The 13,804-nt window shown below is 28.2% G+C and carries 14 protein-coding genes; 12 read left to right on the forward strand and 2 right to left on the reverse strand.

Annotated elements, in window-relative coordinates; translation table 11 throughout:
* Positions 1-18 precede the first annotated feature (18 nt).
* Genes bamA through CRV03_RS02450 form a run of 6 tightly spaced genes read left to right on the forward strand, consistent with a single transcriptional unit; the run spans position 19 to position 7,611 of the window.
* Positions 19-2,265 (forward strand): outer membrane protein assembly factor BamA, encoded by a 2,247-nt coding sequence (bamA, locus tag CRV03_RS02425; RefSeq protein ID WP_129083546.1) that lies wholly within the window; start codon positions 19-21, stop codon positions 2,263-2,265.
* 22 nt (positions 2,266-2,287) lie between these two features.
* Positions 2,288-3,358, forward strand: coding sequence for a dehypoxanthine futalosine cyclase (locus CRV03_RS02430; protein WP_129083547.1), 1,071 nt, complete (start codon positions 2,288-2,290; stop codon positions 3,356-3,358).
* 55 nt (positions 3,359-3,413) lie between these two features.
* Positions 3,414-4,652, forward strand: a complete 1,239-nt coding sequence (locus CRV03_RS02435) for a pitrilysin family protein (protein WP_129083548.1) — start codon at positions 3,414-3,416, stop codon at positions 4,650-4,652.
* Position 4,653: 1 nt separating this feature from the next.
* On the forward strand, positions 4,654-5,928 hold the full coding sequence (gene gltX / locus CRV03_RS02440) for a glutamate--tRNA ligase (RefSeq protein WP_129083549.1): 1,275 nt from the start codon (positions 4,654-4,656) through the stop codon (positions 5,926-5,928).
* Entirely contained in the window at positions 5,925-6,203 is a 279-nt protein-coding gene (locus CRV03_RS02445; protein WP_129083550.1) for a YggT family protein, read from the forward strand. Before gltX ends, CRV03_RS02445 begins: the two co-directional genes overlap by 4 nt.
* Before the next feature lies 1 nt (position 6,204).
* The gene (locus tag CRV03_RS02450; protein WP_129083551.1) at positions 6,205-7,611 is read left to right on the forward strand and encodes a hypothetical protein; all 1,407 of its coding nucleotides are present in this window, start codon (positions 6,205-6,207) and stop codon (positions 7,609-7,611) included.
* Here CRV03_RS02450 and CRV03_RS02455 read toward each other — a convergent pair.
* Entirely contained in the window at positions 7,589-8,077 is a 489-nt protein-coding gene (locus tag CRV03_RS02455; protein ID WP_129083552.1) for a hypothetical protein, read from the reverse strand. The genes CRV03_RS02450 and CRV03_RS02455 overlap by 23 nt on opposite strands.
* Positions 8,078-8,155: 78 nt before the next feature.
* Between CRV03_RS02455 and mobB the strand changes: the two genes are divergently transcribed.
* Genes mobB through CRV03_RS02480 form a run of 5 tightly spaced genes read left to right on the forward strand, consistent with a single transcriptional unit; the run spans position 8,156 to position 12,693 of the window.
* Positions 8,156-8,659 (forward strand): molybdopterin-guanine dinucleotide biosynthesis protein B, encoded by a 504-nt coding sequence (mobB, locus tag CRV03_RS02460; RefSeq protein ID WP_129083553.1) that lies wholly within the window; start codon positions 8,156-8,158, stop codon positions 8,657-8,659.
* The gene (locus CRV03_RS02465) at positions 8,659-9,504 is read left to right on the forward strand and encodes a class 1 fructose-bisphosphatase (protein WP_129083554.1); all 846 of its coding nucleotides are present in this window, start codon (positions 8,659-8,661) and stop codon (positions 9,502-9,504) included. Before mobB ends, CRV03_RS02465 begins: the two co-directional genes overlap by 1 nt.
* Positions 9,497-9,712: a hypothetical protein gene (locus tag CRV03_RS02470; RefSeq protein WP_129083555.1), complete on the forward strand. Its 216-nt coding sequence runs from the start codon at positions 9,497-9,499 to the stop codon at positions 9,710-9,712. Before CRV03_RS02465 ends, CRV03_RS02470 begins: the two co-directional genes overlap by 8 nt.
* Positions 9,713-9,733: 21 nt before the next feature.
* Entirely contained in the window at positions 9,734-11,698 is a 1,965-nt protein-coding gene (metG, locus tag CRV03_RS02475; RefSeq protein WP_129083556.1) for a methionine--tRNA ligase, read from the forward strand.
* On the forward strand, positions 11,698-12,693 hold the full coding sequence (locus CRV03_RS02480) for a peptidoglycan synthetase (protein ID WP_129083557.1): 996 nt from the start codon (positions 11,698-11,700) through the stop codon (positions 12,691-12,693). Before metG ends, CRV03_RS02480 begins: the two co-directional genes overlap by 1 nt.
* Positions 12,694-12,699: 6 nt before the next feature.
* Here the strand turns inward: CRV03_RS02480 and CRV03_RS02485 are convergent, their stop codons facing one another.
* Positions 12,700-13,356: a S24 family peptidase gene (locus CRV03_RS02485; protein WP_129083558.1), complete on the reverse strand. Its 657-nt coding sequence runs from the start codon at positions 13,354-13,356 to the stop codon at positions 12,700-12,702.
* Between the two features lie 321 nt (positions 13,357-13,677).
* Here CRV03_RS02485 and CRV03_RS02490 point away from each other — a divergent pair.
* On the forward strand, positions 13,678-13,804 hold a 127-nt coding region (locus tag CRV03_RS02490), incomplete at its 3' end, for an OadG family protein (protein ID WP_258238984.1).

Below are 13,804 nucleotides of genomic sequence, written 5' to 3' on the forward strand. Positions count from 1 at the left end.
TTAAAAATAAGGATAACTGTGAAAAAGAAAAGTATCTTATTATCTATCACGTTAGCTTCACTTCTACAAGCTGAACAAATTACTTCAATTGAATATGTAAATTTAACAAAAATTTCTTTACCAGTTGCAAATGAAACTTTAAAGTTAAAAGTTGGTGATGAAGTTAGTACTGAAAAAGTAAATAAAGCTATAAAAGACTTTTATAAATTTAATTACTTTGAAGACATTAAAGTTAATATAGACAATGGAAAGCTTCAATTTGTATTTGATGAAAAACCATCGATTGCAAATGTTGATATCACTGGATATAAGTCTAGAGAAGATGATCTTGACATTTTAAGAAAGCAAATAGGTCTTGAAAAAGGAAATATGTATTCTGACAAAAGAGTTAGAAATGCAAAAGAGAAACTTTTAAAAGAATTAGAAAGAGAAGGTTATATTAACTCTGTTGTTGAAGCAGAAGTAGAACACTTAAATGAAGACTCAGTAGCAATTACTTTTAGTGTAAACAAAGGTGATGAAATCATCATTAAAAAAGTAAACTATTTTGGTTCTGAAAACCTTGACTCTGGTGACTTTGAACCAGCAACTGCAAACAAAGAAGAAGAGTTCGCATCATGGTTTATCACTCAAAATGGTGGTGAATTAGCTGCAGAGCAATTAGAATATGATAGTAAAAGAATACAAGAAGTATATTTTGAAAATGGATACTTAGATGCAAAAGTAAAAGATCCTTTCTTAGAAGTAGATTTCTCTTCAAATCAAGCTGAGCTTGACTTTTATATTGAAGAAGGTAGACAATATAATGTAAATGATATTGCAATCTATGTAAATTCTGAGATTGTAAAACCTGAAGACATTTATCCTGAGTTAAAACTAAGAAAAGGCAGAACTTTTAATATTAAAAGACTTAGAAAGGATGCTGACTATATCAAAACTTTAGTTGCTGATAAGGGTTATGCATTTGCACAAGTTAAATATGATATTAAAAAAGATGAGAAAAATGGAACTGCTGATTTAGTATTTAATGTTATTCCTGGAGAAAAAGTATTTATTAGAGATGTTAAAATCTCTGGAAATACAAGAACACTTGATAGAGTTATTAGAAGAGATGTTTATTTAGCTCCTGGAGATTTATTTAACCTTACAGATTATACTGACTCAAAAAATAAACTAAAAAGAACAGGATACTTTGAAGATGTTCTAATTGAGCAAAAAAGAGTTTCTGCTGATAAGATGGATATAGTTGTAAAGGTTAAAGAAGCTGCAACAGGAAATATCATCCTTGGTGGTGGATATGGTTCATATGATGGATTTATGATTAATGGTTCTATTGTAGATAATAATATCTTTGGTTCTGGTCTTTCTTTAGGTGTTTCTGTTGATTTATCAAAAAGAAAAACTGACCTTTCTATTAAACTTAGAAATCCTGCTATTGCTGATAGTAAATATAGTGGTGATTTAGATATTCACTCAGACAACATTGAAATTGATAGTTCTAAATATGAATTAGATAAAGATGTAAAAGGTTTCTCTGTAGGAGTTGGTAAAGAGCTAATTAGAAACTTAAGAGTTGGTGCTAGATATAGACTTGACTTTATTAAAGAAGAGTATGATTATGAAGATGATGCAGGAGTTCCTGAAAGTAAAAGGTTTGAAGATACAGATTATGTAACTAGTTCTATTACTCCTTTTGTTAACTTTGATAACACAGATGACTACTTATTACCAAGAAGTGGATTTAAAGCTGGTTCTTCTTTAGAGTTTGCAGGATTAGGTGGAGACTCAGAGTATCTTAAAAGTTTATCTTACTTTAAATACTTCTATTCTTTAAACGATCTTTATGATTTAGATTGGATTTTTAGATATAAGCTACAAGCAAACTTCCTTGTGGATAATGGTCAAATCAATCAAGGTGATTCATTATACTTAGGTGGTACAAAATCTTTAAGAGGATTTAAGTCTTATGCCTTCCCTAAAAATGAATCTGGTGAAAAAGTTGACCCTTATAAAAACATGGCAGCAACATCAGTAGAAATGAGTTTCCCTCTATCTCCACAAGCTAAGATGAGATGGGGTGTATTCTATGATTATGGTATGATTGGTGAAGATAATATGTCAGATATTAAAAGATCTTCAACAGGTGCACTTTTTGAGTGGATCTCGCCATTTGGTCCATTACAACTGATTTTTGCTCAACCATTGGATGATGAGTCAGGTGATGATACATCATCATTTGAGTTCTCATTAGGGTCTAGTTTTTAAAAATAAAAAAATTGGATAATTTATGGTAAAAAAAATGGATATTATTGATAGAAGAATCACAGAAGAAGAAGCATTAGATTTAATTAAAAATGCTTCTTTAGTAAAATTAGGTGATTTAGCTTCTAAGAAAAAAGAACAGTTACACCCTGAAAAAATCACAACTTTTGTAGTTGATAGAAATATTAACTATACAAATGTTTGTTGGGTAGACTGTAAATTCTGTGCTTTTTATAGACACGGAAGAGATGATGATGCTTATGTATTAAAATTTGATGAAATTGATAAGAAAATTGAAGAGTTATTAGAGATTGGTGGAACACAAATACTTATGCAAGGTGGTGTTCATCCAAAGCTTAAAATTGATTATTATGAAGAATTAGTTGAGCATATTCATACAAAATTCCCTCAAATCACCCTACACTCATTCTCTGCAATTGAGATTTGTTATATTGCAAAAGTTTCAAAAATTTCAAGATTAGAAGTTTTAAAAAGACTACAAGCAAAGGGTTTAAGCTCAATTCCAGGAGCTGGCGCTGAAATTTTATCAGATAGAGTTAGAGATGTAATCGCTCCTAGAAAAATTGATACTGATGATTGGTTAGAAGTTCATAGATTAGCTCATTCAATTGGTATGAAAACAACTGCTACAATGATGTTTGGAACAGTTGAAACAGATGAAGAGATTATTGAGCATTGGAATAGAATTAGACAACTACAAGATGAAACAGGTGGTTTTAGAGCCTTTATTATGTGGTCTTTCCAAAGTGCAAATACAAAGCTAAAAGAAGAGATTCCTGATTTAAAGCCTCAATCATCAAATAGATACTTAAGACTACTTGCTGTTTCAAGACTATATTTAGATAATTTTCCAAATATTCAAAGTTCTTGGGTAACTCAAGGAAGTTATATTGGTCAGATGGCTCTTAAATTTGGAGCAAATGACTTAGGAAGTACAATGATGGAAGAAAATGTAGTTGCAGCTGCAGGAGCTACAAATTGTATGAATCAAGATGAAATGATTCAATTAATCCATGATGTTGGTGAAAACCCAGCAAAAAGAAACACTGCTTATGAGATTTTAGAGAGGTTTTAACTAAATGAACCTCTTTAAATCTTTTTTACTACTATTATTAATTCAAGGATATTTAATGTCTGCTACAGTTAAGCAAATAAAAATAAATAATATTGAAATACCTGTAGTTTTTGAACAAGATAAAAATTTACCAATATTAAATTTACAACTTGTATTTAAAAACTCTGGATATATGCAAGATAAAAATAAAAGTGGTTTAGCATCACTTTCAGCAAAACTTCTAAATGAAGGAACAAAAAAGTTAGGTTCTACTAAGTTTGCTCAAAAGTTAGAAGATTCGGCTATTTCATTACACTCTTCTGTTGGCTTTGAGACATTTGTTATAGAGCTTTCTTCAATAAAAGATGTAAATGATAAAGCCTTATCTTTATTAAAAGAGCTACTAAATGACCCAAATTATGATAAAAAAGTATTAGATAAAATTAAAACTATTAAAACAGGGTCATTAAAAAGAAAAGAGAATGATTTTGACTACATTGCTAGTAAAAACTTAAAAGAAATTCTTTTTGAAGGAACAGCTTTACAAAATCCATCAAGTGGTAGTATTGAATCAATTGAAAAGATTAAACTTGCTGATATTAAGAAGTTTTTAGACAATGCAATTGATTTGAACAACTTAATTGTTGTTGTAGGTGGTGATATAGAGTTTGATGAGCTTTCAGTAAAACTAAAAAAACTATTAAAAAATATAAAAGCTAAAAATAGTAATAAATTTAAAACAGTAAAAACAAGTGATAAAGCACAAGTAAAGACACTTAAAAAAGAGACTCAACAAGCATACATATATTTTGGAAGTCCTTTTGAAACAACAGCAAAAAATGAAGATAACTATAAAGCAAAAGTAGCTTCATTTATTTTAGGTGGAAGTGGTTTTGGAAGTAGACTTATGGAAGAGATTAGAGTTAAAAGAGGTTTAGCTTACTCTGCATATGGATATGTTTCAATAAATAAATCTCACAACTACTTTACTGGATATTTACAAACAAAACTTGAAAGTGCTGATGAAGCAAAAGAGTTAGTTTCTCAAATTGTAAATGAGTTTGTAAATAAAGGTGTAACGCAAGAAGAGTTAGATGCAGCTAAAAACTTTATTTTAGGAAGTGAGCCTTTAAGAACTGAAACATTATCTCAAAGACTACATAGAGCCTTTACTCTATTTTATAGAGGTTTAGAATTTGATCACTCGCAAAAAGAGTTAGAGAAAATACAAAGTCTTAATTTAGACGATTTAAACGAATATATAAAATCTCATGATGAGATCAAAAAATTATCATTTTCAATAGTAAGGAAGTAATTTGTTAAGATTTGCACAAAGTCCAACAAAAGATATGAGTATAGGTGATTTAAGAGTAGCAATATTTAATCATATTGTTTCTAAACAATTAAATGAAAAGCTTTTAATTAGAATAGAAGATACAGACAAAGAAAAGACTATAGAAGGAAAAGACAAAGAGCTTTTAGAACTTCTAAATCTTTTTTCTATAGGTTATGAGGGAATTTTTCACCAAAGTGATAATCTGAAATATCATCAAAAACTTACTATGCAACTTATGGGACAAAAAAATGCTTTCGCATGTTTTTGCTCTGATGCAAAAATTGAAGAACTAAAAGAAGAAGCAAAAAAGAAGAATAAACCTTATGAATATGATGGTTTTTGTCAAACTCTTTCTGATGAAACAGTTTTAAATGTTAATTCTCCTTTTATTGTTAGAATAAAAAAGCCAGAGGTAGAGATAGTATTTAATGATCTTTTAAAAGGAAAGCTAACATATACTCCTTCTAGTGTTGATTCGTTCCCTATTCTAAGACAAGATAAAATGCCAACACATAACTATGCACATGCTGTTGATGATATGTTATTTAATATTTCTACTATTATTACATCAGAAGATAATATAGATGATGCAGCAAAACAAATACATGTAAGAAAGCTATTAAACTATGATAAGGAAATAGAGTTTACACACGTTCCAAGTGTAAATGTAGACTCAAAATACTCTTCTGTAAAACAGCTTATTGATGAAGGTTTCCTTCCTGCAGCTATTGCAAACTATTTAGTTCTTCTTGGAAATGAAACACCAAAAGAGATTTTTACATTAGAAGAAGCTGTAGAGTGGTTTGATATAAAAAACATCTCAAAAGAAGCAGTAAACTTTGATATTGAGAAACTAAAAGAGATTAATAAAAAACATCTTTCTCATATAGATAACATGAGATTTTCAAAGATTTTAGGTTTTGCAGATGATGATATTGGAAAACTTGGAAAACTATTCTTAGCTGAAACATCAACTATTAAAGAGATAAAAGAGAAAATAGACTTAGTATTTGCACCAAAATCTACATGTGAAGGTTTTGAAGAAGAGTTTGTAGAATTAAAGTTAGCTATAAATGATGCTCCTTATATTGACAGTTTTGCTGAGTTTAATCAATATCTTACTGATAAAACACAATTAAAAGAGGAAAAACTTTTAAAGCCTTTAACTTATATTCTTACAGGACAAACTAAAGAGATTGATCTTTCAGAAGTTTATCCTTTAATTAAAAACTATTTAGGAGAAATTACAAAATGATGGATGCCCTACTAAGTTCAGTTTTTACTGTAGTTTTAAGTATTGTATTTTTATATAAATGGGTTATTATAATATCAGCTATCCTTTCTTGGGTAAGACCTGACCCATATAATCCTATTGTACAAATGCTACATAGATTAACAGAACCAGCTTATAACCTTGTAAGAAGATTTATTCCTACAGTTTTTGGAGGAATGGATTTTGCACCAATTATCTTAATTTTTGCATTAATCTTCCTAGAGACATTCTTAGGTAAACTTTTTATGGGAATGTAATATGAAGCCCTCTTCTCTTCTATTAATAACTCTTTTATCTTCACTTGCTTTTTCAAATGAAGCAGTAGATACTAAAAAAGAGTTTTTAACTCTTGAAACAATTAAAAAAGAAGAGAAAGGTCTTAAAAGAGACTTTCTTTTAAATGAATTTTTAAAGCAACCCTCTATTACACAAGAGCAAGCTTATGAATCACTATCATATATTGATTCTATGAATACAAAACTATTTACTAACTTTGCATTAAAGTATAAACATGATGAAACCTTAGCTGTAGTTCAATGTATGAATATGCCAACAAAGCAACTACTTAGCTCTTATGCAGATTGTATTAAAATTGGATTAGACTATAAAGAAGCCTCTAAATTGAACTCTTTAGAGTTAAATCAACTTATAAATAAAACATCAGAAAAATACCCTCTTTTTGCAAAAAATTTAAAAGTTTTATCTTCTGCTATTCCTTTTACAAAAATTATTACTTTAGATAGCAACTCATTTTATGACTTATATTTTAATTTGCCAGTAGAGTTCAAAGAGAACTATTTTAACTATAGACTACCTAGAAAAACATTTTTTAGAATTTACCAAGATAAAGTAAATTTTGAAAAGTATTTAAAACAAAACATTACAAATAGAAACTTTGATATTGTAAATGATTCATTTTTAGCTATTGATGATTCAAACTTAAATGCAAACTCATCTTTTTTGTTAGGATTAAATGCATTTGCCCTTGAAAAAACAAATAAAGCTACTACTTTTTTACAAAATGCTTTAAATAAAACAGATGATAAGAATATCAATAAAGTTTTATTCTGGTTATATAAGACTTCAAAAAATGAAACTTATTTAAAAGATATATCTTTAAATACAAAAGTAGACTTATATACAATTCTTGCAAATGAACTTTTAGAAGAGAAAAAACTTTTAAGTTTTGCTCAAACAAAAAATATAGAGTTTAAAAAGAATACAAAAAAATTATCTTTAGAAACAAAAGCTTTTCTTTACTCTTTAATTCAAGTAAACTCAGACTTTGATAATAAATTTATTTCAAAAGAGTTTAATATTGGTCTATTAAATCAAAATTATAAACTTAAAGATGTAAAAAACTTCTATAACCATGGTTTAGCTCTAGAAAAAAGTATCTCTTTACTAAATAAAGAGCTTTTAGAAGATAAAAACATGAATCCTATTTTAAAGTATTTAACTTTAGAAAATAAAAATGATACTTTAAAGTTATTAGAAAAAAATTATAAATTAAAGGAAAAGATAGATAAAAGTCTTATTTTTGAGTTTATCTCTGATGAAAAACTTGAAGAGTTTGTTTTAAATTATTATTTCTATATCAATAACAATATTAAAAAAGAAAAAAAGAAGATAAAATTATCTTCTATTTTTGAAAGCTTAAAGTAGCAGTTCCATATTTAGTATGAATAAACTCTAAGTTTAATTCTCTTAACTCTTCTTTGTTATTGAACTTTACTAAATAATACCTAGCCCATGGGTTTTTTAGTGGTATAGAGTTTACTAAAGTAGAGTTTGCATCTAAACCTTTTAAACTTACTGATTCTTTTTCATTTAAAACTAATTTATAAGAGTCTTTGAAAAAGTTCTCATTATCTTTATTTGCTATTTGAACTCCAAGAATAAAAGTTTCAATATTATCACTCTTATACTTTTCATCTACATTATTTAAATATGTAACAAAAATCAAAGCCTCAACTTCATTATTATTTAATAAGTCTCGCTTTTTTGTGTATTGAATTGCTTTTGCACTTAATTTATCATTTTCAAAATGATTTAATGCACTTGTCTTATCTGCACAACCTGTAAAATACAGAGCTAAAAATAGTATAAAAAAACTACTAATTATCTTCATAAAAAACATCCTAAATTATTGTAAGATGGCATCTTACCCTAATTTTACTTTAACATATATTTAGATAAAATCTACCCCATGAATAATCAATATAAAAAACTTGCAGTTGCTTTTAGTGGCCCGTCTAACAGCGGAAAAACTACACTTATTATTAAAGTTTCTACTCTTTTACAAGAGATGGGACATAAGGTGTGTATTGTAAAACATGACCCGGGAAATAAAGCAACTTTTGATATACCTAAAAAAGATAGTTACAGATTCTTTGAAACAGGTGCTGATGTTGCGGTAGTAAGTCCTAAAAGAACTACATATTTTAAAAATGAAACTTCATCAATCGATGAAATAATTGAAACTTTTAAAGATTTTGATTATTTACTAGTTGAAGGATTAAAAACTCTTCCTCTACCAAGAATTACAATCTTTAGAGACGAAGTAGACGAATCTTATTTTAAATATAGTAACTCAATAGCTTTTGATGAAACTATCAATGAAAATGAAATTCCTTCTAACTTAGATAAACTAGACTTAAATAACCCAGAAGAGATAATCAACTGGATTGAAAACAATGCAAAGAGAGTTTAATGCAAGAAATATTTGAAGCAATAAAAGAAGCTAGTAAACAAATACAAGACGTAATAGAATTAGGTGATACAGCAAAAAGTGAAAATGAAAACTCTACTGGTGATACACAATTAAAACTTGATATTGCAAGTGATGTTATCATCGAAAAGGTTTTTGCAACTATTCCTTCGATTAAATCAATTGTTAGTGAAGAACAAGAAAATATTGTTGATTTAAATGAAGATGGAGAATATTTAATAGCTTATGATCCTTTAGATGGGTCTTCATTAGTTGATGTTAACCTTTCAGTTGGTTCTATTTATGGTATTTATAAAAACGATTTTACTGGAGACAATATTGTTGCTTCAGTTTATGTAGTATTTGGACCAAGAGTAGAAATGGTAATTGCCTATGAAAATAGTGTAAAACTATATAGACTTTTTGATGATGAATTTAATTATATAAAAGATATTAAACTTGAAGAAAAAGGTAAATTAACTGCAACTGGTTCTACTCAAATGTGTTGGCCAACACACCACAAAGAGCTTGTAAATAGTATGTATGATGCAGGTTATTACTTAAGATATTCAGGTGGTATGGTTCCGGATTTACACCAAATCCTTTTAAAAGGTGGAGGATTATTTTCTTATCCAGGAACAACAGATAAACCAAAGGGTAAATTAAGACAACTATTTGAGGTTTTCCCTTTTGCCTTAGCATATGAATTTGCAGGAGGAAAAGCTGTTGACGGTAAAAATAGAGTTTTAGAAATATCTACAACTCATATTCATGATACTAGTCCATGTTTTTTTGGTTCAAACGATGAAATTAATAGAGTTTTAGAAGTTTATAAAGATCATGTCTGAAAACCAACAAAAAGACCAATGGGAATTAAACCTAGAAAAAGTAAAGACAGAACTAAATAGTTGTCAAATGTCTTTACACAATAAACAATCTTGTCAGCCAGACAATAACTTTTGTGAAAAGTTTTTTGATTGTGAACTAAGAAAAAAATATGTAATTGCTGTTTATGAGTCTATGAATAAAGGCTCTGGCGGTGGATTTGAATTTTAATTAAAAGAAGAAGGTATTTATATGGAAAACTCTTGTAAAAATGTTTATATTACAACTCCTATTTATTATGTAAATGATGTAGCACATATCGGTCATGCATATACAACAATTATTGCAGATATGTTAGCAAGATACTCAAGACTAACTGGATATAACACATATTTTTTAACAGGAACAGATGAGCACGGACAAAAAATTGCTCAAAGTGCAGAAGCTAGAGGAAAAACTGCAAAAGAGTATGCTGATGAAGTATCAGGGAAGTTTAGAAAACTTTGGGATGATTTTGATATTACTTATGATAAGTTCATTCGTACAACTGATGAAGAGCATAAACTTGGTGTTCAAAAAGCCTTTGAAAAAATGTATGAAAAAGGTGATATCTATAAAGGTGAGTATGAAGGTTTCTATTGTGTATCATGTGAGACATTCTTTACAGAAAAACAACTTGTAGATGAACAATTCTGCCCAGACTGTGGTAAACCTACAAATATTGTTAAAGAAGAGAGTTATTTCTTCAAACTATCAAAGTATGAAGATAAGCTAATTAAATGGTATGAAGAGAATGAAGACTGTATCTTACCAAGAGCAAAGAAAAATGAAATCATGAACTTTGTAAAAGGTGGATTAAAAGATCTTTCTATTTCAAGAACATCATTTGACTGGGGTGTAAAACTTCCAGAATCTTTAAATGAACCAAAACACGTAATGTATGTTTGGCTAGATGCACTTATGAACTATGTTACTGCTTTAGGTTACGGTGGAGATGAAAAAAATATGGATTTCTGGCCTGCTAAAGTTCATTTAGTTGGAAAAGATATTTTAAGATTCCACTCTGTTTATTGGCCAGCATTCTTAATGTCTTTAGACTTACCATTACCAGATCATATTGCAGCACATGGTTGGTGGACAAGAGATGGTGAAAAAATGTCTAAATCTAAAGGAAATGTTGTTGATCCAAAAGAGGTTGCAGATGCTTATGGTTTAGATGCATTTAGATACTTCATGTTAAGAGAAGTTCCATTTGGACAAGATGGAGATTTTTCTCAAAAAGCTTTAATGGATAGAATCAACTCTGATTTAGGTAATGATTTAGGAAACCTTTTAAATAGAATTTCTGGTATGTCTGGAAAATATTTTGACTTTAAAATTGATTCTAAAGATGTTGTAAAATATCATGAAAAAGAGTTAAATGAAGTTCAAGAGATTTTAGACAATGTAGAAAAATATGTATTTAATATGCAATTAAATAGATACTTAGAAGATATCTGGAAAATTTTAACTATTGCAAACAAAGCTATTGGTGACCATGAACCTTGGGCTAAAATGAAAGATGGAAAAACAGAAGAAGCAATGGCATTAGTTGCTTTAATTACTAATATCATGGCTAAGGTTGCCCTACTTTTAGACTCTGTTATGCCAGAAAAAATTGCTAAAATTGCAACTTCTTTAGGGCTTGAAATCAACAATGAGTCATATAATAAACTTATTGTAAATAAAGAGTTAATTGGTGAAACAACTATTACAAAAGTAGAACAACTTTTCCCAAGAATTGAAGAGATTTTATTAGAACAAGCAAAACCTACAGAAGTTTCAAAAACTGAAGTAGAAGAGAAAAAGCCTTCTAAAAAAGAAGAAAAGAAAGAAACTCAAGAAGAAGACAACTTAATTACTATTGATCAATTCTTTGAGACAACTTTAAGGATTGGTACAATTGTAGAGGCCGAAGAGGTTCCAAAATCTAAAAAACTTCTAAAACTTCAAGTTGATGTTGGAGAAGAAAAACCTAGACAAGTACTTGCAGGAATTAAAGAGTTCTATTCTGCGGAAAGTTTAGTTGGTACACAAGCTTGTGTTGTAGCAAACTTAAAACCAGCGAAACTAATGGGTATGTTAAGTGAAGGTATGCTTCTTGCAGCAAAAGATGAAGATGGTTTATGTCTAATAAGACCAGAAAAACCAAAAACTAATGGGACAAAAATAAGCTAGTGCAAATTACATCTTTATTAGATATTATTGATGGTAGGTTATTAAACCAACCATCAATCTCTTTTATATATTCAATTAAAACTAATCCAAGAAAAGTAAAAGAAGGTGACCTTTTTATTGTTCAAAATAAAGAACATATCAAAGAAGCACTTGAAAATGGAGCTTTTGGACTAATTGTTGATGAAAATACACAAATAATTGACAATGAAATTGCATGGATAAAAGTTCCTAATCTTAATGAAGCAATTGTTAAACTAATAAGATTTCAACTTTCAAATAAAAAACTTACTGCCTTTTATTGTAATAGTGTTAGTTATGACTTATTTGAAATACTTAAGAAACCTAATAGTCATAGTAAAATCAAATTAATCCCTAAAGAGTTATCAAAACTTTTTAAATTTATTGATGATATTGAAGATAATGATACAATAATATGTTCATGTCAAAAAACACTTGATGATATTTATCCAGTTAATTTTGATTTTAATACTAAACAGTATGAAATAAAAAACCTAATTGAACACTCTATTTTTGAAACAACTTTTTCTTATCAAGATAGATATTTTCCTAAAATTAAAATACCTAGCTTATATTTAAAAGAGTTTTTAGATGTATATAGTTTTTTAGGTTTTGACGCAGATTTAAATAAATTAAAAAGATTTAATAAACTAAGACCTATTTTTGTAGATAAACTAATCAATCATACTGATTATGGAAGAACTGATAAGTTTTTATTAGCTCAAGAAAATAAAGAGTTAGTAGAAGAAGAGATTAAATATTTAAGAAATAAATATAAATATGCAAAAATCTTATACTTCTCTTTTGAAGAAGAGACTCATAGTGAAAATATTGAATATATTCATTTAACTTCTATTTCAAATATAAAAGCATTTTTAAAGAAAAACTCTTTTAATGCAGCATACTTTGTTGGTTTAAACTATGATACTTTATACGAACAAGTATCTCAAGAAAATAACGAACCTACTTTGATATAAGTACTTTTAGTAAATCATACCAAAAGTACTTACAACTTTCCCAACTACATTAAGTTCATTATCTGCTAATATTTGTACAGGATAGTCCCTATTATCCGATATTATATCAAGTTTTCCGTCAACTCTTTTTTGTACTCTTTTTACAAATAATCCATGGTTTGTAGTAAATGCATATATACCATCTCTTGATGCATCTGTTTTACTTTTATCAATAAAAATAACATTATCACTATTTAAAGTTGGCTCCATAGAGTCCCCTACTACGTTAATAGCTTCAATATTTTTAAGATTCTCTTGTCCACCTAGCATATTTATAAAATATGGAGGAACTTCTAAACTTTCATACTCATCATCATTTTCATAAGCTCCACCACCAGCACTTACTCTTACTTCAGGGTAGTATCTTATCCAGTACTTATCTGTAGAATCAACTAATGATCCTGGATTTTGATTGTATAGTAACCAGTTAATTGATATTTTTTTTCTTGCACAGAAATCTAAAATATTTGAAAAAGGTATCTTTCCTCTATTCTTCATAGTGGCAAAATTCACTTGACTTAAATCCAATGCTCCTGCAACATCTTTATCAAAAACTTTTCCTGATTTTCCATCTTTACTTATAATATCTTTTAATTTTTCAATTATTTCAGGTACAGCTAACATTATTTCTCCTTTTTTTAATTATATTACAAAATGCAATATTTTTCAAGGGTTTTGAAAAAAAACTATAGAATTTTGACATATTTTTTATAAAAGGACTTAAAAATGTCAGCAAAAATTACTAAAGCAACAAACTCTGTAATGAATTTATTACTAAAATTTGATAATTTATTATTAGTTGTTGGTAAAAAAATATTATAAAAACTAATAATAATTTTAAATTCCAAAATTTATAATAATATACTCTTCAAAATAAATTTTACTAAAGCAAAGTTTCTATAGAATTAGAATACAAATTACACGATGGTAACCACGGGGAGTAATATGGAAACAAACTTAATTGCGGAAGCAGTAAAGTTTATGGCATTAGGTATGGGAATAGTGTTTATATTCCTAATAGTAATGATCTATGCTTTAAAACTGCAAGCAAAAATAATAGGGAAGTATTTTC

The sequence above is a fragment of the Arcobacter sp. F155 genome (assembly GCF_004116455.1).
Taxonomy (GTDB): Bacteria; Campylobacterota; Campylobacteria; order Campylobacterales; family Arcobacteraceae; genus Halarcobacter.